Below are 19,563 nucleotides of genomic sequence, written 5' to 3'. Positions count from 1 at the left end.
GCATGCGGCCTGTTTCCAAGATCGAACGCACGGTGGCGCCCTTCGAGGTCGTCAGCCCCTACCAGCCGAGCGGCGACCAGCCGGCGGCCATCGCCGAGCTGGCTCGGCGCATCGAAGCAGGTGAGAAGGACGTCGTGCTCCTCGGCGCGACCGGCACCGGCAAGTCCGCCACCACCGCGTGGATGATCGAGAAGCTTCAGCGCCCCACACTCGTGATGGCGCCGAACAAGACCCTGGCCGCCCAGCTGGCGAACGAGTTCCGGGAACTCCTCCCGAACAACGCCGTCGAGTACTTCGTCTCGTACTACGACTACTACCAGCCCGAGGCGTACGTCCCGCAGTCGGACACCTACATCGAGAAGGACTCCTCGATCAACGAGGAGGTCGAACGCCTGCGCCACTCCGCGACCAACTCGCTGCTCACCCGGCGGGACGTCATCGTGGTCGCCTCGGTGTCCTGCATCTACGGCCTGGGTACCCCGCAGGAGTACGTGGACCGGATGGTCTCCCTCAAGGTCGGCGAGGAGATCGACCGGGACCAACTGCTGCGCCGCTTCGTCGACATCCAGTACACGCGCAACGACCTGGCCTTCACCCGCGGCTCCTTCCGCGTGCGCGGCGACACCATCGAGATCTTCCCGGTGTACGAGGAACTGGCCGTCCGGATCGAGATGTTCGGCGACGAGATCGAGGCACTCTCCACCCTTCACCCGCTCACCGGCGAGATCATCAGCGAAGACCAGCACATGTACGTCTTCCCGGCCACCCACTATGTGGCAGGGCCGGAGCGCATGGCGCGGGCCGTCAACGACATCGAGAAGGAACTCGGCGAGCGTCTCGCCGAACTGGAGAAGCAGAACAAACTCCTGGAGGCCCAGCGCCTGAGGATGCGAACGACGTACGACCTCGAGATGCTCCGCCAGATCGGTTCCTGCTCCGGAGTCGAGAACTACTCGATGCACTTCGACGGCCGCCTCCCCGGTTCCCCGCCGAACACCCTGATCGACTACTTCCCGGACGACTTCCTGCTCGTCATCGACGAGTCGCACAACACGGTCCCGCAGATCGGCGCCATGTACGAGGGTGACGCGTCCCGCAAGCGCACGCTCGTCGACCACGGCTTCCGGCTGCCCTCCGCGCTGGACAACCGCCCTCTGAAGTGGGAGGAGTTCCAGAAGCGCATCGGGCAGACCGTCTACCTGTCGGCGACCCCGGGCAAGTACGAGCTGTCCCGTGGCGACGGCTTCGTCGAGCAGATCATCCGCCCCACCGGCCTCATCGACCCCGAGGTCGTCGTCAAGCCCACCGAGGGTCAGATCGACGATCTGGTGCACGAGATCCGCACGCGCGCCGAGAAGGACGAGCGTGTCCTGGTCACCACGCTCACCAAGAAGATGGCCGAGGACCTCACCGACTACTTCCTGGAACTCGGCATCCAGGTCCGCTATCTGCACAGCGACGTCGACACCCTGCGCCGGATCGAGCTGCTGCGCGAACTGCGCGCCGGCGAGTTCGACGTCCTGGTCGGTATCAACCTCCTCAGGGAGGGCCTCGACCTCCCCGAGGTGTCCCTGGTGTCGATCCTCGACGCCGACAAGGAGGGCTTCCTGCGCTCCGGTACCTCCCTGATCCAGACCATCGGCCGTGCGGCGCGCAATGTGTCCGGTCAGGTCCACATGTACGCGGACAGGATCACCCCGGCGATGGAGAAGGCCATCGAGGAGACCAATCGCCGCCGGGAGAAGCAGGTCGCGTACAACAAGGAGAGGGGCATCGACCCGCAGCCGCTCCGCAAGAAGATCAACGACATCGTCGCGCAGATCGCCCGAGAGGATGTCGACACGGAACAGCTCCTCGGCTCGGGCTACCGAAAGTCGAAGGACGGCAAGGCCGCCAAGGCTCCGGTGCCCGCGCTCGGCAAGGCGGCCAGGGGAGCGCGGGGCGGCAAGGGCAAGGCGGGGGAGACGGTGCCGACCGACCGCCCCGCGGCCGAACTCGCCGACCAGATCGATGAGATGACGGCACGGATGCGCGCCGCCGCCGCCGACCTGCAGTTCGAGGTCGCCGCCCGGTTGCGCGACGAGGTGTCGGAGATGAAGAAGGAACTGCGGCAGATGAAGGAGGCGGGCATCGCCTGACCGCCGCACGGGCACGCGGGGTGCCGGCCGTATCACCGGACAGGCACTCCGACCGGTGTCCGTGAGCTGCGTCGTACGCGCAGTGTTGCAACACCGACACAAAGTGCGCCCGAGGCTTCGGCACTGTCAGTGCCCCTGCGTAGGGTTCAGGTCATCCGCGGGCCCCGCGGAAACAGGGGACGGTTCGAGAGGGGAACAGCGCGTGGTGGACGTATCCAAGGGCGGAACGCCCAGTGGCAGCGTCAATCTGACCAAGGGTCAGGCCATCAACCTGCAGAAGAACGACGGGGGCACGCTGACCGCGGTGCGCATGGGCCTCGGTTGGCAGGCGGCTCCCCGGCGTGGTCTGTTCGGCTCGCGTACGCGGGAGATCGACCTCGACGCCTCTGCGGTGTTGTTCGCCGACAAGCAGCCCGTCGACGTCGTGTTCTTCCGCCATCTGGTGAGCGACGACGGCTCCGTACGGCACACCGGGGACAACCTTGTCGGCGGTGTCGGCCAGGGTGGTGACGACGAGGCGATCCTCGTCGACCTGCCGCGTGTGCCGGTCCACATCGACCAGATCGTCTTCACCGTGAACTCCTTCACGGGCCAGACCTTCCAGGAGGTGCAGAACGCGTTCTGCCGTCTGGTCGACGAGACCAACGGTGACGAACTCGCCCGCTACACACTGGACGGCGGTGGCCAGTACACGGCCCAGATCATGGCGAAGGTGCACCGCGCGGGCTCGGGCTGGCAGATGACCGCCCTTGGCACACCTGCCAACGGCCGTACCTTCCAGGACCTGATGCCGGCGATCCTGCCGCATCTGTAGCCGGGCCCGGGCGGCCCAGAGAACCAAGAGAACGACACGGGGGGACGAAGGCGATGACGGCCGAGCTGGTCCGGGGGCAGAACCATCCGCTCTCCCAGGTCCGCCTCGAAGTGCGGATCTCGGCCGGCGCGCCGATCGTGGCCGGGGCCACGATCGGCGACGAGCAGGGCAAGGTCCACGGCGTCGAGTGGGTGGCCCACCCCGGAGCGCCGACGCTTCCGGGCCTGGAGGTCTCCAAGCAGGCGGCGGCCGACCACCGGCTCGCCGTGGACCTGGGCGCCATGCCGGAGTCCGTGCACCGGGTCAGCGTGCTGCTCGCCCTGCCGTCCGGTGCGGGCGGGCCGGCCCGTTTCGGCGCCATCGCAGCACCCTTCGTCGCCGTCACCGGCCTCGACGGCACCGGGGTCGCCAGCTACACGATCACGGGCCTGGAGGCCGAGTCGGCCGTGGTCGCCCTGGAGCTCTACCGCAGACAGGACGCCTGGAAGGTGCGCGCCATCGGCCAGGGGTACGCCGGCGGCCTCGTCGAACTCCTCACCGACCATGGCCTCTCCGAGGCCCGCCGCCTCGCGGACACCATCGACGAGGCGGTGTCCCGGGCCCACTCCCGCTCGGTGGCGCCCCCGCCACCCCGCACACAGGACGGCGACCGCAACCGCCGGACCGCGTCATCCCCCGCATCCGCGCAATCAGCGTCCCCGTACGCGGCTCAGGGGCCGCAGGACAACTCGATCGCCCAGCCTGCGTCACCGTACGAGGTCCAGGACCCGCAGCACACCCAGGTACAGGCCGGCCAACCGGACGGTTCGGCCCAGCCGGACCACTCCGGGGGAGCAGCTCAGGCCGACCCTGCTGCCGCCCGGCAGCCGTCCGCCCCCGCCGCCGGAGCACCGGTCGACTACAGCCATCCCGGCCGCCGTACGGCCGCTCCGCCACCGGCCCCGCCGACCGCACCCCCGGCCCGGTCAGGACAGGCGGCGCGTCCGGTCGCGGGTGACGCCACCGGATGGTCCATGGACGAACGGCTCTACAACCAGGTCTGGGGCATGTTCGAGGACCTGGCGCGCACCGCCGCCGCATACCGCAGCGCCGTGGACTTCGCCGAATCGCGCCTCGAAAAGGAGATCGACCAGGCGCTGGCGGATCCCCGCAGCCGGGTCGGTGGCCGGGGCGACGCAGCCCGGGAAGCGGCCCGCTCCAAGCATGCCCAGCTGGTCGACCAGGCCCGCGCCGCCCTCGACCGCGACCTCTCCCAGCTCACCGCCGAGGCCGAGGTCGTCGAGCCCGCGCTGCCCCTGGCGTACGCGCGCTGGGACAACCCTGTCTGGCACGGCTACCGCGTACCCATGGAGATGCCCATGGCGCTGCGGCTGGGCGATCTGCGGCTGCCCGAGAGCGCCGAGCTGAGAATCCCGATGCTTGTCCGGCTGCCGTTGGAGCGCGGCCTGTGGATCGACAGCGGTGGTGAGTCCGTCGACGGCTCGCTCCTCGACTCCGACGAACTGCGCCGACTCGCCATGGACACGGCGGTCACGCACGCCGCCCGGCTGCTCGCCGTCCATCCGGCGGGCGAATTCGCCGTGCACGTCATCGACCCGGCGGGCTCGGGTGCCCCGGCCCTCGCGCCTCTGGTGCGGACCGGTGTGCTCGCGGGCCCGCCCGCCGCCGGGGCCGCCGGTGTCGCGGACGTCCTGGGCCGGCTGACCCAGCGCGTCGACCTCGTGCAGATGGCGGTGCGGGGCGGCGCGGCCGACTCACTGCCGCCCGACCTCGACACCGCTCAGCAGCTCTTGATCGTCAATGACTTCCCGCACGGCTTCGACGACCGGGCGGTGACCCAGCTGCGCTATCTCGCGGACGAGGGGCCGGCCGTCGGCGTCCACCTGATGATGGTCGCGGACCGCGAGGACGCAGCCGCCTACGGACCGTTGCTGGACCCGCTCTGGCGTTCGCTCATGCGACTCACTCCGGTACCGGACGACCACCTTGCCGACCCGTGGGTCGGCCATGCGTGGACGTACGAGCCGTCGGCCGTCCCGCACGGCAGCCAGGTGCTCCAGCAGGTGCTCAGCCAGGTCGCGGCGGCCCGCCGCTCCTGGAACCGCTGAGTCCACAGGCGCTTCACCAAGTATCCGTAAAGCCCTCTGACCTGTGGATTTGGCTTTTCTTTTACCAATCTCTTTACCTTTCCTTGGTGATTGGGGTACTGTTTTCCCTACGGAGGGGAGTACTCCCTACCTGCTGCGGCGTACCCGTCAATACGGATCAATCCAGATCCCGGGGCGTCGGCCCGCAGGCATCCGGGCGCGTGAAGGAGCCCGACTGTCGCGGGTGGAAGAGACCTCCGGTAGCGACGACGCTGAAATTTGCCGTTACTACTGCCGGAGGCGCAGTGAATGTTTCCGTGACCCTGTGGGTCCTGACCATCGTGGGTCTCGCCGCTCTGATCGCGGTGGACTTCTTCATCGGGCGCAAGCCCCATGACGTATCGATCAAGGAAGCCGGAATCTGGACGGTTGTCTGGATAGCCCTGGCCGGACTCTTCGGCCTGGGGCTGCTCGTCTTCAGCGGGGGTGAGCCCGCCGGTGAGTTCTTCGCGGGCTTCATCACCGAGAAGTCATTGAGCGTCGACAACCTCTTCGTCTTCGTCCTGATCATGGCGAAATTCGCTGTGCCCTCGCAGTACCAGCAGCGGGTGCTCCTCGTCGGTGTCCTCATAGCGCTCGTCCTGCGGGCGATATTCATCGCCGCCGGCGCCGCGATCCTCGCGAGCTTCGCGTGGGTGTTCTACATCTTCGGTGCCTTCCTCATCTGGACCGCCTGGAAGCTGATCCAGGAGGCCCGCGCCGACGACGAGGACGAGGAGTTCGAGGAGAACAAGCTGCTCAAGGCTGCCGAGAAGCGGTTCGGTGTGGCCGACCGGTACCACGGCACCAAGCTGTGGATCGAGGAGAACGGCAAGCGGATCATGACGCCGATGCTGGTCGTGATGCTCGCGATCGGTACCACGGACGTCCTGTTCGCCCTCGACTCGATCCCGGCGATCTTCGGCCTGACCCAGGACCCGTACATTGTCTTCACCGCCAACGCCTTCGCCCTGATGGGCCTGCGTCAGCTGTACTTCCTCATCGGCGGCCTGCTGAGGAAGCTGGTCCACCTCTCGTACGGCCTGTCGGTCATCCTCGGCTTCATCGGCGTCAAGCTGGTGCTGCACGCGCTGCACGAGTCCGGTGTCCACGTACCGGAGATCTCCATACCGGTCTCCCTCGGGGTGATCTGTGGGGTCCTGGTGGTCACCACCGTCACCAGCCTGATCGCCTCCAGGAAGCAGGAGGCGGCCGAGGCGGCGCAGAAGGAGAGCGAAGGCGCCCCGAAGGACAGCATCGGCGCCTGACCGTGTCGGACGTAGGAAGAACCACCATCGGGAGCGGGGCGCGGCGAATTGCCGAGCACCGCTCCCGGTGCTTCGTTGGGTGGTGAGCGTCCCTTGCCGGGGGCGCCACGGCCGGGTGGAGGCATCGTGGGCACAGAGACGAAGTTCGTTCAGATCATCGACATCGAGACCGACCGGATGGAGGAGATGCGGGCGCTGGTCCAGGAGACCGACAAGCGCCTCGCCGGCCGGGACGGCGGACCCACACACCGCCTCGTTCTGCAGGACAGGAACCAGCCCAACAGGTTCCTGGTGGTGATCGAGTTCGAGTCGTACGACGAGGCCATGCGCAACAGCGACGACCCCGAGACGAGCAGGATGGCCGAGCAGCTGGCCTCGATGTGTACGAGGCCGCCGTCCTTCACCGACTGCGACGTACGGGAGATGACCGAGCTGAAGTAGCGGCGGCGGTACGTCGAGCGGGCCCCGCGGCGCGCGGGCGCCGGGGGGCCCGCCCGGCGGAGGGACGACGCGGGGTTCGGCAGCGGCAGTCGGTGGACCCGTGCCGCTGTGGGGCTCCGGGGCCGTCGAACCTGTGCCGGAGGCCGGGGCGAGGGCTCGGGGCAAGGAGCATGCGCCCGGCTTTTCGGGGCACCAGATCGAAGGCCGGGAAAGATCGTGAGGGGCAGTGTGAAGAACCGTCTGCGGGATCGACGTGAGCAAGTGCGCGCGGATCAGTGTGCGCATGCATGGCTCGTGTCCGTCTGTGAGGATCGCTGAATGATCGTCCGGCTCCGGTCGCTCGTGACGCGGTGGACGGCTGTCGTGCCGGTGGCCGCGGTCGTCCTGCTGGTGTTCACGTGGGGACGAGATCTTCCCGGCGTGGTCGTCGCGCTGGTGACACTGGTCCTCGCGGGAGCGGTGCTGGCCGCCGTGCACCACGCCGAGGTGATCGCCCACCGGGTCGGTGAGCCCTACGGCTCGCTCGTGCTGGCGGTCGCCGTCACGATCATCGAGGTCGCCCTGATCGTCACGCTGATGGCGGACGGCGGCGACAAGAGTTCGACCCTGGCCAGAGACACCGTCTTCGCGGCCGTGATGATCACCTGCAACGGCATCGTCGGACTGAGCCTCCTCACCGCCTCGATCCGTCATGGGACCGCCGTCTTCAATCCGGAGGGCACCGGCGCCGCACTCGCGACGGTGGCGACGCTGGCCACCCTCAGCCTGGTGCTGCCGACGTTCACCACCAGCAAGCCGGGTCCGGAGTTCTCCACAGCCCAGCTCACCTTCGCGGCGCTCGCCTCACTGGTCCTGTACGGCCTGTTCGTGGCGACCCAGACCGTGCGGCACCGGGACTACTTCCTGCCGATCACCCGGGAGGGCGAGGTCATCACCGCGGACGCACACGCGGAGCTCCCGACCGCACGCGCCGTCCGGACCAGCCTGGGGCTGCTGGGCCTGGCACTGATCGGCGTCGTGGGCCTCGCGAAGGGAGTGTCGCCCACCATCGAGTCCGGGGTGGAGGCTGCCGGCCTGCCGCATGCAGTCGTCGGTGTGATCATCGCCCTGCTCGTGCTGCTTCCCGAGACCATCGCCGCGCTGCGCGCCGCGCGCCGCGACCGGGTGCAGACCAGCCTGAACCTCGCCCTCGGATCCGCGATGGCCAGCATCGGCCTGACCATCCCTGCCGTGGCCCTGGCGTCCATATGGCTCTCCGGCCCCCTGGTCCTCGGCCTCGGCGCCACCCACATGGTGTTGCTCGCCCTGACCGTGGTGGTCGGCTCGCTGACGGTGGTGCCCGGGCGAGCCACACCGCTCCAGGGAGGAGTGCATCTGGTCCTGTTCGCCGCCTACCTGGAGTTGGCGATCAACCCGTGACCGCCGCCGCAGTTCACTCCGTGGCCGGTACGGCGGCGAGACGGGGCACCGGCCGGGTCTCCGGCAGCAACGCGAAACACCCCAGGCTGAACAGCGCGATCCCCGTCAGATAGGCGCCCACGCCCCAAGGGACCCGGCCCCCGTGCCCGGCGAGCGCCGTCGCCACGATCGGCGTGAGCGCGCCGCCGAGAACCCCGCCGAGGTTGTAGCCGACCGCGGCGCCCGTGCACCGTACGCGGGGCTCGTACAGCTCCGGCAGATACGCGGCGATCACCGCGAACATCGTGACGAACGCGAGCATCGCCACCAGGAAGCCGAGGAACATCAGCAAGGGTTCGCCGGTCGACAGCAGCGCGACCATCGGGCACATCCACAGGGCGGCGGCCCCGCAGCCGGTCAGGCACAGCGGCCGACGACCGTAGCGGTCACCCAGGAGAGCCACCACGGGTGTCAGGGCGCCCTTGACCACCACCGCCGCCATGATGCAGGCCAGCATGACAGTACGGCTGACCCCGAGCCGTTCCGTTCCATAGGCGAGGGACCAGGTGGTCACCGCGTAGAACACCGCGTATCCGACCGCGAGCGCCCCCGCCGTCAGCAGGACCAGCCGCCAGTGGTCGCGCACCACCTCGGCGAGCGGCACGCGCGCGTGGTCGTCGATCTCCAGGAAACTCGGACTCTCGGTGAGCGACGAACGCAGCCACAGCCCCGCCACGGCGAGCACCCCGGCCGCCCAGAACGGCACCCGCCACCCCCACGAGGCGAACTGTGCCTCCGTCAGGGACGCCGACAGCGCCAGCATCACGCCGTTGGCGAGCAGGAAACCCACCGCGGGACCGATCTGCGGAAAACTCGCCCACAGAGCGCGCCGTTCGGCGGGCGCGTGTTCCGCGGTCAGCAGGACCGCCCCGCCCCACTCCCCGCCGAGCCCGAGTCCCTGGAGGAAGCGCAGCACCAGGAGGAGCACGGGAGCGGCCGCGCCGATCGAGTCGTACGTCGGCACGCAGCCGACCGCGACCGTCGACGCACCGGTCAGCAGCAGCGAGGCGACGAGGACCGGCCGCCGCCCGCGCCGGTCCCCGATGTGCCCGAACAGCACCGACCCCAGCGGCCGGGCGACGAAGCCCACACCGAACGTCCCGAAGGCTGCCAGCGTGCCGGCCACCGGCGAGAACGTCGGGAAGAACAATGGCCCCAGAACCAGTGCGGCGGCGGTGCCGTAGACGAAGAAGTCGTAGAACTCGATCGCCGTCCCCGCGAGGGAGGCGGCGGCCAGCCGCACCATGGAAGGCGCCCTTACCGTGCGTACGTCGTGCATGTCGCGTCAACTACCCACGGTGACCGCACGTTACGGGGGCGTGCGAGAGCCGATCGGGATCAGTACGTCACGGTGATGCGCCGGGCAGGGCCGTCCACCCGTATCGGCCCTCCATAAGGGAGGACGAGTTGCGGATCCGTGTGCCCGAAGTCCACGTCGAAGACGGTCATCAGGCCGGGAGCGTAGACGCGCAGCGCACGCTGGACCGCCTCCCGCTGTTCGGCGGCATAACGGGCGGCTTCCTCGGGGCTGTTGGGGCGCTCGAAGGACCAGGTCTTCGCGCGGGCCATCAGCAGGGCGGAGAAGCGCTGGAGCAGTCCGCGCTCACCCATGTTGCGCAGAGTGCGGAACACCTCCTCGCCGCTCGGCAGTTCCTCCGACGTCTCCAGGAACAGCACTCCGCCGTCGTACGCCGTCAGATCGTGGGAGATCTCGCGGTCGGCCATCAGCAGCCAGGCAAGGATCTCCAGGCAGCCGCCCCAACCGCGGCCCTCCACCACGCGGTCGGCGTTCTGCCAGGTCCAGCCGGTGCCGGGACGCATCTCCGGTTCGCTGTCGAAGGTCGCGGGGTCGGCCCAGTCGCGGTTGACGTCGTTCCAGCGCTCGGCGGGCCGCAGTTCGTACTCGCCCGAGGTGAACAGGGCGGCACGCAGGGACTCGGCGGTCAGTGGGTCCATGGCCACGGGACGCCCGAGTGCCGTCATCACGGTCGCGCCGTGGTAGCCGACGATCCCGGTGTTGCGCAGATACGCCAACAGGCAGGTGTTGTCGCTCATCCCGAAGAACGGCTTCGGGTTCGCCCTGATCAACTCCCGGTCCAGGAAAGGCAGCACGGTGATCTGGTCGTCGCCGCCGATCGTCGCGATGACCGCTTTGACGCGCGGGTCGGCGAACGCCGCGTGGATGTCGTCGGCGCGCTCCTGGGGCGTCGAACCCATCTTCCGGGTCGCCGGATACTCGACCGGTTCCAGCTCGAACTCCTTGCGCAGCCGCTCCAGCCCCAGTTCGTGGGGGCGCGGGAAGAGCCCGGGGAGGGCGGCGCCCGGCGAGATGACGGCTATGCGGTCGCCGGGTGAGGGCTTGGGGGGACAGGCGGGGGTCGTCATACCGGGAGCGTATGGGCCGCCCCGCTGTCGGCGCACCGTGATAAACCGGGGGCTGAGCAGCGGTCCTCGACAGGCCGCCATCCCTGAACGGACCGGAGGAACCGTGCCCCGCACCCTCGCCAACGCCCCGATCATGATCCTCAACGGGCCCAACCTGAACCTCCTGGGCCAGCGCCAGCCGGAGATCTACGGCTCCGACACCCTCGCCGACGTCGAGGCCCTGTGCGCCAAGGCGGCGGCCGGGCACGGCGGCACGGTGGACTTCCGCCAGTCCAACCACGAGGGCGAGCTGGTCGACTGGATCCAGGAGGCACGCCTCCACCACGCCGGCATCGTCATCAACCCCGGCGCCTACTCGCACACGTCCGTCGCGATCCTGGACGCGCTCAACACCTGCGACGGCCTGCCGGTGTTGGAGGTCCACATCTCCAACATCCACCAGCGCGAGACGTTCCGGCACCACTCGTACGTCTCCCTGCGCGCCGACGGCGTCATCGCGGGGTGCGGTGTGCAGGGGTACGTCTTCGGGGTGGAGCGGGTCGCCGCTCTGGTGGGAGCGGCGACCGCGGAGGCGTGACGTACGGCCGCGACCGCTCCTAGAGCCGCCCCGCCTCCACGATCCGCCGCAGGAACTGCTGAGTGCGCTCCTGCTGTGGATCGCCGAACACCTGATCGGCCGTGCCGCGTTCCAGGACCACACCGCCCTCCAGGAAGCAGACCTGGTCCGCGACATCGCGGGCGAAGCCCATCTCATGGGTGGCCAGGACCATCGTCATACCGTCGCCCTTCAGGTCCCGGACGACGGCGAGGACCTCGCCCACGAGTTCCGGGTCGAGGGCCGCGGTGATCTCGTCGAGGAGCAGCAGCCTGGGCCGTACGGCCAGCGCGCGGACGATCGCGGCCCGCTGCTGCTGTCCGCCGCTCAGCCGGTCCGGGTACTCGCCCGCCTTCGCGCCGAGCCCGAGCCGCTCCAGCAGCTCACGGGCGTGCTGCTCCGCCGCCGCGCGGTCCACGCCGTGCACCCGGCGCGGGGCGAGGGTGATGTTCTCCAGGACGGTCATGTGCGGAAAGAGGTTGTACGCCTGGAAGACCACGCCGATCCGGCGGCGCACGGCGTCCTGGTCGGTCCGCGGGTCGGTGATCTCCTCGCCGTCCAGCCAGATCGCGCCGTCGTCGATGTCCTCCAGCAGGTTCGCGCACCGCAGCAGCGTCGACTTGCCGGAGCCGGACGCGCCGATCAGAGCGGTCACCGAGTGCGGCGCGACCTCCAGGTCGACGTCCCGCAGGACGACCGTGTCACCGAAGGTCTTGCGCACGGACTCCATCCGGAGCACGGGGGAGGAGACCGACGAGTTGTCGGGGATGCCGCTCACAGTGTTCCTCCCTGCGCCCGCTGCCGGTCCATCCGCGCCGTCACCCAGTCCGTGAAGCGGGTCATCGGGATGGTCAGCGCGACGAAGACCAGTCCCGCGACGATGTACGGCGTGTAATTGAGGCTGCGGCCCACGATGATGTCGGCCGCGCGTACGGCGTCGACCGCGCCGCCGATCGACACGAGCCCGGTGTCCTTCTGCAGCGACACCAGGTCGTTCAGCAGCGGCGGCACCTGGCGCCGTACGGCCTGGGGCAGTACGACGTGCCGCAGCGCCTGCCGGTTGGTCAGCCCGAGTGAGCGCGCCGCCGCCCGTTGCGACGGGTGCACGGACTCGATGCCGGCCCGGAACACCTCGGCGACGTACGCCGAGTACGTCAGCGTCAGCGCCGTACCGCCGAGGAGCACCGGGTCCACGGTGACGCCCGTCAGCCGCAGCGCCGGGACACCCAGGACGACGATCATCAGGTTGATGATCAGCGGGAGGCCGCGGAAGAAGTCCGTGTACGCGGCGGCCAGCGCGCGCAGTGGGAAGAACACCGGGCCGCGGAGCGTGCGCGCGATGGCGATCAGCATGCCCAGGACGAGCACCGCGACACCGCAGATCAGCAGCAGCCGTACGTTGAGCCACAGCCCTTCGAGGACCTTGGGGAACGCCTCGCGCGCGTACTCCCCGTTGAAGAACGTCTCCTTGGTGCGCGGCCAGCCCGGCGCGTTGACGACGACCAGGTAGAGGACGACCCCGGTGACCAGGGTGGACAGCGCGGCGATCGACGTGGCCCGGCGCGCGCGATTGCGCTTGAACCGCTCGCGGTCGAGCCGCCGCTGCGAGGGGACGTAACCGTCACCCCGGTCCGCCATGTCGCCCGGGTCCTCCTGCCCGGACTCCTCCTTCACTGCGGTCACTTGAGCACCGGAGCGTCGACGGCGTCCGACAGCCACTGCTTCTCGATCGAGGCGAGCGTGCCGTCCTTGCGCAGGGCGTCCACCGCTGTCGTCACGCACGAGGTGAGCGCGCTGCCCTTGTCGAGCACGAGCCCGAACTGCTCCGGCGTACCGCCCTGGTTCTCGAACTGCCCGACGATCTTCGCGTCGGTCACCTCGGCGGCGGTGATGTAGAAGGCGGTCGGCAGATCGACGACGATGGCGTCCACCTGGCCGTTCTGCAGCGCGGACTTGGCCTGGTCGTTCTTGGCGTACGCGGCCGGCTCCTGGGTCGGCTTCACCACGTCGTCGATGTAGTCGAGGCTGGTGGTGCCGACCTGGGCGCCCAGCTTGAGGCCCTTGAGGTCCGCGATGCTCGTCGCCTTCGCGGCCTTGGAGGTCTTCAGCGCGATGACGGCCTGGCGCACGTCGTAGTAGCCGGACGAGAAGTCCACTGCCTTCTTGCGCTCGGCGCTGATCGACACCTGGTTGATGTCGAAGTCGAAGGTCTTCGCCCCGGGCGCGAACGCCTTGTTGAAGGGCACGCTCTGCCACACGACGTTCGCCTTGTCGTAGCCGAGCTGCTTCGCCACGGCGTACGCGACCGCCGACTCGAAGCCCTCACCGTTCGCGGGCTTGTCGTCCTTGAACCAGGGCTCGTACGCGGGCTCGTCGGTGGCGATCGTCAGCTTGCCCGACGTCTGGGTGGCCAACTTGCCCTTGGCACAGGTGGCTCCGGCCGACTCGGTGGAGGCGGCGCTGCTCTTCTCCTCCGGCTGCGGGGCGCAGCCGACAGCGGTGGCGAGCAGGGCGACAGTGGCGGCGGAGAACGCGCGGCGCAACATGTAAGGGGCAAGGTGCATGGCGGGAGAGTGACAGCGGACCGTGCCATTTGTCCAGGTCACACGCGGAATTGTCCGCATAATGGGAACGTGTGTTGCGTTCTTGTGAACGCCGGGGCCGCCGACCGAGGGCGGGGATCGACAGGTCGGCGGCCCGTGCCGCTCAGGAGCCGTCATCCTGCGCGGGGCTGCCTTCAGTGGACTACGCCAGCGCGCACGCCGGGAGCGCGTGTACGTCACTGGCGCGTGTGTTCGTTTCACACGGGGCGCGCGTCCATCAATTGCACGCCCCTACGGGGGAGTTCACCACCTCGTGTGCGCGGTCCCCGCCGGTCGGCTCACCAGCCCCGTGCGTGCCACTCCGGCAGGTGGGGCCGCTCCGTACCCAGGGTCGTGTCGTTGCCGTGGCCCGGATAGACCCAGCTCTCGTCCGGGAGCGGGCCGAAGATCTTCGTCTCCACGTCGTGGATCAGGCTGGCGAAGGCTTCCGGGTCCTTGCGTGTGTTGCCCACGCCGCCGGGGAACGCGCGGTTGCCCGGGATAGCGCTGACTGCGCTCGGGAGCACGCGGCAACAGTGGAGCCACCCGCTGCCACAGGTCGTCCGGAACAAGATCAGCACGCACCCGGACGCCGACGCCGACCGCGACCGCCAACGGCAAGACACCCAACTCGACTTTGTCTGGGAAGGCGTCTGGGGGTGAGCCGGCGGGGCGCGAATCGGATCAGCTCCGCCATGCTGGGATCCAGGCGTGGTGCCGAAGGGGCATGTGTGTTGCGGTGTGGGAGGGTGTCGGCCGCATTGCATCGTTCCGCAGGGCGACGGTCAGTGGGTGGGAGGGCAGCCGGCCCGTCCGGCCGGCCCGCACGACGGCCTGGCTGCGCGGTCGGCGCTCGGCGTCGTAGCGAGCGCGGCCACAACAGTGGGCTCGGTGGCGAGCGCGGCGGCCAGGGCGATCGCGTCCTTCCACGCGGGTCCGCCGGCGACCCGTCTGGGTCGGAATATCACCGAGGTGAGCGGAGCGTGCGGCAAATGTCCGCGGACGCGCCCATGCCCCCTGGGAGCTGCGGCGCTCTCAGGTCCGGCGGTCCGGGTCCGCTACGGGAGTGGGCGCTCTGTCATCTGCTCGATCGCGGTTGCCTGGGACCAGACCGCTTGCCACTGGCCGTCTGCGTTCTCATAGGTGTCGGTGTGCCAATAACTCGCGCGGGGTACCCGGTGATGCTTGAAGATCACCTCCAGCGTGGCCTGGTAGCGGATGACGGCGGCGGTCCCGTGAATCCGGACGTCGATGGGGCCGGGTTCCCACTCCACGTAGTCGATGTCTCCGGTCGCGATCGCCTGGAGGTATGCGTCTTTGGGCAGCAGGTGACCGACGGGGGTGACGAGCTGGAAGTCGGGTGAGTGCAGCTCGGAAGCGGCACGGATGTCGCCTGCTACGAGCGCTCGGAGCCTGGCCCGCTCGACCTCGCGGATCTGCTCGGCGATCGCACCACCGGCCGGGACGGCTGCTGTCTGTGTCATGGGGCCTTTGCTCCTGATGGGTTGAGAGGTCGGGCACTGAGTGTGGAACCCAAGATGACCAGCCAAATTGGACTCATTGACGCTGGGAGTCCATTGCGTCATGATCACAGCATGGCAGACGACCGAACGGAACACATCCTCGATGCCGCACTGAGTGCCTTCTGTCAGTACGGCTACGGCAAGACCACCATGCAGGACGTGGCCCGTGCCGCCGGGATGTCCCGGGCTGCCCTGTATCTGCATTTCCCCAGTAAGGAAGATCTCTTCCGGGCAGGGTCCCGCCGGGCGCACTCCTGGGCGCTCGGCGAGGTGGACACTGCTCTCACCCGGCAGGGCGATGCGCTGTCCCGAGTCGATGCCGCGATGGCCGCCTACTTCGGGGGACTCCTGGCGCAGATCTCGTCGAGCGTGCACGGCGGGGAAGTCCTCGACGCGAGTCTCGACGTCGCCGGGGACATCGCCGGCGAGGCCCATGCGGCTCTGGTCGTCCGGCTCACCTCCGCGCTGCATTCCGCCGAGGCAGCGGGAGAAGTGCAGTTCGCGACCTCCGGCGCGACCGCCGAGGACATCGTGCTTCTCCTCCTCGCGGTCGAGGACGGGCTGAAGAAGACGAGCGCGGACCCGCAGTTGCGGCAACAGCGGAGGGCGTTGTTCCTCCGTCTGGTGCACGCGGGAATCGCACCCCTGGGTCAGCCCCACACGGAAGGCGACGCCCCGTGATGACTTCCCTGCGCTGCCCGCGCCCCGTACCCGGCCCCCTGGAGCTCGCCGTGGCGAACCAGAGCGTCACCCTATGTGACAGATGAGGCAGTCCGGAGGGGATATGGCGATCCTTGCTCACCGGCTCCTGGCTTGAAGAAGCGCGGAGCTGCGTCAGGTGACGGCAGGGGGATCTCGCGCATGCCCTGGGACAACGGGTGGGTTCAGGGGGGTGTGAGGGTGTCGAGCCGGGCGGCGAGGCCGGGGTGGGTGGCAGCCAGGTAGGGGCGGGTGGCGGTCAGCGGGGCGACGAGGTCGGCGGGGTCGTCGTGGGCGAGGGCCGCGTGGAGCTTGTCGAGCGGGCGGCGGGCGGTGGCGGGCAGGTCGGTGAGGGCGGTGATCTGGCCCGCGATGCGGCGCAGGTCGGCGGCGTTGGCACGGGCCCAGGCGGCGGTGGTGCGTTCGACGGCACGGGCCTGACGGGTGGCCGTCACGCGCTGCTCGCCTGTGGTCCCGGCGGGGCCGGGCCGGCCGCGCAGGTAACGGCGTTCGGCTGCCTGGCGGCTGGCGACGCCGAGGGGATGGGCGAGGTCGGCCCAGCTGGCGCCCGCGTCGCGGGCGGTTTCGATCAGGCCGGTCTCCCATCCGGCGAGCAGCTCGCGCACCTGCCGCAGCAGCATCAGGGAGGCCAGCGCCTGCTCCGGCCCGGGACCAGGTCCGGTCCCGGGCCCGTCGGGCATGTCCGGAGAGTCCCGATGGGCGTCGCGCAGGGCGCCGTCTATGGCGTTCAGGGCCGCCACGGCGGCGAGGAACGACGCCGGACTGTGGGCGTTCGTGCTGGTCGTGGACGGCTGGTCGGCTGCGGTCACAGACACCTCCCTCGGATTGTCATCACGTAGACGACATCATGTTTGTCATCCATTGGATGACATGTTACAACGGTGTCAGTGAGCGCATTGGCAGCAACTGCCTGAACCTGCTGGAGGTGTTTTCACGATGTTGATGCGCACTGACCCCTTCCGTGAGCTGGACCGGCTGACGCAGCAGCTGATGGGCCCAGGTACCTGGTCGAGGCCGTCGGCGATGCCGATGGACGCCTACCGCGAGGGCGACGACTACGTAGTGGCCTTCGACCTTCCCGGTGTCACCGCAGACGCGATCGACATCGACGTCGAGCGGAACATGCTCACCGTCAAGGCCGAGCGCCGGCCGGTGACAAAGGCCGCCGACGACGTACAGATGGAGCTGTCCGAGCGGCCCCTGGGCGTCTTCTCCCGCCAGATCGTGCTCGCCGACACCCTCGACACCGAGCACATCAAGGCCGACTACGACGCGGGCGTGCTCACCCTGCGCATCCCGATCGCCGAGCGCGCCAAGCCCCGCAAGATCTCCATCGGCGTCGGCTCCGGCCGCCAGGAGATCTCCGGCTGACACCTGGCCGGACCGGTGCGGAGGACGGGCACCTGATCTCCCCCTCACCCCGTCCTCCGCGACCCCGTGGGCAGTCCGAGAAACAAGCATGGGTGGCGGCCGACATGACTCTGCGACGCGAAGCGTTCCTCGACCACGTGAAGGAACGGGGCGAATACGGCACTGCGGAGGAAGCCGAGCGCGCGGCCCGCGTGGTGCTCGCCCTGCTGGGCGCGCACCTGGTCGGCGAAGTCCGCGCCCAGTTGGCGGCGCGCCTGCCAGAGGGCTTCGCCCTGATCCTGCTCAACCCGCTGCAGAGCGCCGAACCGCTACCCCCGGAGCGGTTCGTCCGGGCGACCGCCGCCTGGATCGAGGGCGCCACCGAGCAGACCGCCACCTGGGACGTCGGCGCCGTGCTGTCCACGGTCGCCGACGCCGTCGGCGATGACCTGCTGGGGCAGATCCTGCTCCAGCTCCCCGTCGGCTACGACCTCCTCTTCGGCCGCCCCCTTCCCACCTGACCCGTACCTCGGTGCCGCACACCGGCACCATGGCTCCCATGAAAGGCATGCACCGCAGTGATCACCGACGTGCGCGAACCGCTTGAGCACCGGCAGCCGTACTCGACGGCGTACGAGCAGATGCTGGAGAAGGTCCGCTACGAAGGCGCCTACCCCACCCGTGAGCGGGCCGACGAAGCCGTCCGCCTGGTCCTCTCCGGCCTGGGGCGCCAGTTGACCGGTGACGAACGCGTCGATCTCGCCGCCTGTCTGCCCTTGGAGGGCGCACGCGTGCTGACTGCGCAGATCCCCGACCCCCAGCCCCTGACGGGCTGGGCCTTCGTCAAGGACCTCGCCGCCCGCACCGGTGCCTCCCTGGCCACCACCCGCTGGGACACCGGATCCGTCTTCTCCGCCGTCGCCGCCCACGCAGGCTCCGACCTCATCACCCGCGTCCTGGGCCGGCTCCCCACCGGCTACGCCCTGCTGTTCGGCCGCGCCGAGCTCACACCCGCCGCGTAGCCGGCGACGTGCGGGGCGGACGCGACCCCACCGCACGTCGGGGACCTGGGGCCATGGCGTGCCCTTCCAGCACAGGTCACCGAACTTCTCTTCCGGGTCCGGCGCGGAGGGCGGCGGTGTACTTCCCGCCGGTGGCCGCCTGGCGTTGGCGGGCCTTCTGCGCCGCGGTCGCCTGCTTCCTTGGCATCTTCTGCTCGCTCCTGGCGGTCTCCCACGCTCCCGCCGTATCGAGATATGCCGGGGGAAGCGGGCCCCGGAGGACCTTGACCGGTCGATCACCTTTCGGCGTGGGCGCCGGTGTCGGCGGGCGGCGTACGCATCTTGCCGGGCGAGAACGTACCGCGATGGCGACGTGGCGCGAGACGTCTTCCCGGGACCCTCTGCATGTTCCTGGCGGGTGGCTTCGCTGCCGGAGCTTCGACGTGCCTGAACGCGCGACCGCCCCCGCTTCGGTTCGAAACGGGGGCGGTCGTCGTCGGACGGGTTACCAGCCTCGTGCGCGCCACTCCGCGAGGTGGGGCCGCTCCGTGCCGAGGGAGGTGTCGTTGCCGTGGCCGGGGTAGATCCACGTCTCGTCAGGCAGGACGTCGAACAGCTTCGTCTCCAGGCCGCCCATCAGGGAGTTGAACTCTTCCGGACGCGTCGTCCGCCCAGGACCGCCAGGGAAGAGACAGTCCCCGGTGAACACGTGCGGATGCCCGTGCGGGTCGTCGTAGACGAGCGCGATCGAACCCGGAGTGTGCCCGACCAGATGGCGTGCGGTGAGTTCCACACGCCCGACGCGGATCGTGTCACCGTCGGCGACCGGTACATCGGTGGGTACGGGGATGCCCTCGGCGTCGTCCCGGCCCGCGTACGTACGGGCACCGGTGGCTTCCACGACCTCCGCGAGCGCCTGCCAGTGGTCCCCGTGCTGGTGCGTGGTGACGACCGACGCGATGCCGTCGTCACCGATCAGTGTGATCAGCGTATGGGCGTCGTTCGCCGCGTCGATCAGCAACTGCTCGTCCGTGGCCCGGCAGCGAAGCAGATAGGCGTTGTTGTTCATTGGGCCCACCGCGACCTTGGTGATCATCAGGTCCGGCAACTCGTGCACATCGGCAGGGCCGCCGACCTTCACCGCTCCGCTGTACGTCATGAC

The 19,563-nt window shown here is 69.4% G+C and carries 19 protein-coding genes and 1 pseudogene; 11 read left to right on the top strand and 9 right to left on the bottom strand.

Annotated elements, in window-relative coordinates:
- The first annotated feature begins 2 nt into the window (after positions 1-2).
- The 6 genes from uvrB to OHN74_RS09730 all read left to right on the top strand — a co-directional run bounded on the left by uvrB (position 3) and on the right by OHN74_RS09730 (position 8,206).
- The gene (uvrB, locus tag OHN74_RS09755; RefSeq protein WP_327694128.1) at positions 3-2,138 is read left to right on the top strand and encodes an excinuclease ABC subunit UvrB; all 2,136 of its coding nucleotides are present in this window, start codon (positions 3-5) and stop codon (positions 2,136-2,138) included.
- 247 nt (positions 2,139-2,385) lie between these two features.
- Positions 2,386-2,952: a TerD family protein gene (locus OHN74_RS09750; RefSeq protein ID WP_327700057.1), complete on the top strand. Its 567-nt coding sequence runs from the start codon at positions 2,386-2,388 to the stop codon at positions 2,950-2,952.
- A 53-nt stretch (positions 2,953-3,005) separates the two neighbouring features.
- Entirely contained in the window at positions 3,006-5,060 is a 2,055-nt protein-coding gene (locus OHN74_RS09745) for a TerD family protein (protein ID WP_327694127.1), read from the top strand.
- 284 nt (positions 5,061-5,344) lie between these two features.
- A complete protein-coding gene (locus OHN74_RS09740) occupies positions 5,345-6,346 on the top strand; it encodes a TerC family protein (RefSeq protein WP_327694126.1) in 1,002 nt (333 codons plus the stop codon).
- 126 nt (positions 6,347-6,472) lie between these two features.
- A complete protein-coding gene (locus tag OHN74_RS09735) occupies positions 6,473-6,787 on the top strand; it encodes a hypothetical protein (protein ID WP_327694125.1) in 315 nt (104 codons plus the stop codon).
- A gap of 318 nt (positions 6,788-7,105) precedes the next feature.
- Positions 7,106-8,206, top strand: a complete 1,101-nt coding sequence (locus OHN74_RS09730; RefSeq protein ID WP_327694124.1) for a calcium:proton antiporter — start codon at positions 7,106-7,108, stop codon at positions 8,204-8,206.
- A 13-nt stretch (positions 8,207-8,219) separates the two neighbouring features.
- On the opposite strand, the gene OHN74_RS09725 is transcribed toward OHN74_RS09730, so the two are convergent.
- Together OHN74_RS09725 and OHN74_RS09720 are read right to left on the bottom strand one after the other, a co-directional pair.
- Positions 8,220-9,524, bottom strand: a complete 1,305-nt coding sequence (locus OHN74_RS09725; RefSeq protein ID WP_327694123.1) for an MFS transporter — start codon at positions 9,522-9,524, stop codon at positions 8,220-8,222.
- Between the two features lie 59 nt (positions 9,525-9,583).
- Positions 9,584-10,630 carry a S66 family peptidase gene (locus tag OHN74_RS09720; protein WP_327694122.1) on the bottom strand — a complete coding sequence of 349 codons (1,047 nt, stop codon included), beginning with the start codon at positions 10,628-10,630 and terminating at the stop codon, positions 9,584-9,586.
- A 103-nt stretch (positions 10,631-10,733) separates the two neighbouring features.
- Between OHN74_RS09720 and aroQ the strand changes: the two genes are divergently transcribed.
- Entirely contained in the window at positions 10,734-11,207 is a 474-nt protein-coding gene (gene aroQ / locus OHN74_RS09715; protein WP_327694121.1) for a type II 3-dehydroquinate dehydratase, read from the top strand.
- 19 nt (positions 11,208-11,226) lie between these two features.
- Here the strand turns inward: aroQ and OHN74_RS09710 are convergent, their stop codons facing one another.
- The 5 genes and pseudogenes from OHN74_RS09710 to OHN74_RS09685 all read right to left on the bottom strand — a co-directional run bounded on the left by OHN74_RS09710 (position 11,227) and on the right by OHN74_RS09685 (position 15,291).
- A complete protein-coding gene (locus tag OHN74_RS09710; protein WP_327700056.1) occupies positions 11,227-11,955 on the bottom strand; it encodes an amino acid ABC transporter ATP-binding protein in 729 nt (242 codons plus the stop codon).
- A 44-nt stretch (positions 11,956-11,999) separates the two neighbouring features.
- Positions 12,000-12,908: an amino acid ABC transporter permease gene (locus tag OHN74_RS09705; protein ID WP_327694120.1), complete on the bottom strand. Its 909-nt coding sequence runs from the start codon at positions 12,906-12,908 to the stop codon at positions 12,000-12,002.
- Entirely contained in the window at positions 12,905-13,789 is an 885-nt protein-coding gene (locus tag OHN74_RS09700; protein WP_327694119.1) for an ABC transporter substrate-binding protein, read from the bottom strand. Before OHN74_RS09700 ends, OHN74_RS09705 begins: the two co-directional genes overlap by 4 nt.
- Positions 13,790-14,106: 317 nt before the next feature.
- Positions 14,107-14,304, bottom strand: a pseudogene (locus tag OHN74_RS09695) (MBL fold metallo-hydrolase); the annotation flags it as partial.
- A 561-nt stretch (positions 14,305-14,865) separates the two neighbouring features.
- Positions 14,866-15,291, bottom strand: a complete 426-nt coding sequence (locus OHN74_RS09685) for a nuclear transport factor 2 family protein (protein ID WP_327694118.1) — start codon at positions 15,289-15,291, stop codon at positions 14,866-14,868.
- Positions 15,292-15,402: 111 nt separating this feature from the next.
- On the opposite strand from OHN74_RS09685, the gene OHN74_RS09680 reads away from it, so the two are divergent.
- Complete coding sequence (locus OHN74_RS09680) at positions 15,403-16,011, top strand: TetR/AcrR family transcriptional regulator (RefSeq protein ID WP_327694117.1); 609 nt, start codon at positions 15,403-15,405, stop codon at positions 16,009-16,011.
- Between the two features lie 203 nt (positions 16,012-16,214).
- On the opposite strand, the gene OHN74_RS09675 is transcribed toward OHN74_RS09680, so the two are convergent.
- A complete protein-coding gene (locus OHN74_RS09675) occupies positions 16,215-16,859 on the bottom strand; it encodes a type III effector protein (protein ID WP_327694116.1) in 645 nt (214 codons plus the stop codon).
- A 127-nt stretch (positions 16,860-16,986) separates the two neighbouring features.
- Between OHN74_RS09675 and OHN74_RS09670 the strand changes: the two genes are divergently transcribed.
- The 3 genes from OHN74_RS09670 (at position 16,987) to OHN74_RS09660 (ending at position 18,422) form a co-directional block, all read left to right on the top strand.
- The gene (locus tag OHN74_RS09670; protein ID WP_327694115.1) at positions 16,987-17,421 is read left to right on the top strand and encodes an Hsp20/alpha crystallin family protein; all 435 of its coding nucleotides are present in this window, start codon (positions 16,987-16,989) and stop codon (positions 17,419-17,421) included.
- 104 nt (positions 17,422-17,525) lie between these two features.
- A complete protein-coding gene (locus OHN74_RS09665) occupies positions 17,526-17,921 on the top strand; it encodes a DUF2267 domain-containing protein (protein WP_327694114.1) in 396 nt (131 codons plus the stop codon).
- Positions 17,922-17,978: 57 nt separating this feature from the next.
- Positions 17,979-18,422, top strand: a complete 444-nt coding sequence (locus OHN74_RS09660; protein ID WP_327694113.1) for a DUF2267 domain-containing protein — start codon at positions 17,979-17,981, stop codon at positions 18,420-18,422.
- 484 nt (positions 18,423-18,906) lie between these two features.
- Here the strand turns inward: OHN74_RS09660 and OHN74_RS09655 are convergent, their stop codons facing one another.
- Positions 18,907-19,560: an MBL fold metallo-hydrolase gene (locus OHN74_RS09655; RefSeq protein ID WP_327694112.1), complete on the bottom strand. Its 654-nt coding sequence runs from the start codon at positions 19,558-19,560 to the stop codon at positions 18,907-18,909.
- Positions 19,561-19,563 lie beyond the last annotated feature (3 nt).

The organism is Streptomyces sp. NBC_00459 (assembly GCF_036013955.1).
In the GTDB taxonomy this organism is placed as follows: Bacteria; Actinomycetota; Actinomycetes; order Streptomycetales; family Streptomycetaceae; genus Streptomyces.
The sequence above is the reverse complement of the archived record's forward strand: the minus strand, read 5'-3'. Positions and strand labels throughout refer to the sequence as shown.

Bases quoted from the DNA above. Each gene is read 5' to 3' on its own strand.
- uvrB (WP_327694128.1), top strand. From the start codon at position 3: ATGCGGCCTGTTTCCAAGATCGAACGCACGGTGGCGCCCTTCGAGGTC.
- OHN74_RS09745 (WP_327694127.1), top strand. From the start codon at position 3,006: ATGACGGCCGAGCTGGTCCGGGGGCAGAACCATCCGCTCTCCCAGGTC.
- OHN74_RS09730 (WP_327694124.1), top strand. From the start codon at position 7,106: ATGATCGTCCGGCTCCGGTCGCTCGTGACGCGGTGGACGGCTGTCGTG.
- OHN74_RS09725 (WP_327694123.1), bottom strand. From the start codon at position 9,524: ATGCACGACGTACGCACGGTAAGGGCGCCTTCCATGGTGCGGCTGGCC.
- OHN74_RS09720 (WP_327694122.1), bottom strand. From the start codon at position 10,630: ATGACGACCCCCGCCTGTCCCCCCAAGCCCTCACCCGGCGACCGCATA.
- OHN74_RS09710 (WP_327700056.1), bottom strand. From the start codon at position 11,955: ATGGAGTCCGTGCGCAAGACCTTCGGTGACACGGTCGTCCTGCGGGAC.
- OHN74_RS09700 (WP_327694119.1), bottom strand. From the start codon at position 13,789: ATGCACCTTGCCCCTTACATGTTGCGCCGCGCGTTCTCCGCCGCCACT.
- OHN74_RS09685 (WP_327694118.1), bottom strand. From the start codon at position 15,291: ATGACACAGACAGCAGCCGTCCCGGCCGGTGGTGCGATCGCCGAGCAG.
- OHN74_RS09680 (WP_327694117.1), top strand. From the start codon at position 15,403: ATGGCAGACGACCGAACGGAACACATCCTCGATGCCGCACTGAGTGCC.
- OHN74_RS09670 (WP_327694115.1), top strand. From the start codon at position 16,987: ATGTTGATGCGCACTGACCCCTTCCGTGAGCTGGACCGGCTGACGCAG.
- OHN74_RS09665 (WP_327694114.1), top strand. From the start codon at position 17,526: ATGACTCTGCGACGCGAAGCGTTCCTCGACCACGTGAAGGAACGGGGC.
- OHN74_RS09655 (WP_327694112.1), bottom strand. From the start codon at position 19,560: ATGACGTACAGCGGAGCGGTGAAGGTCGGCGGCCCTGCCGATGTGCAC.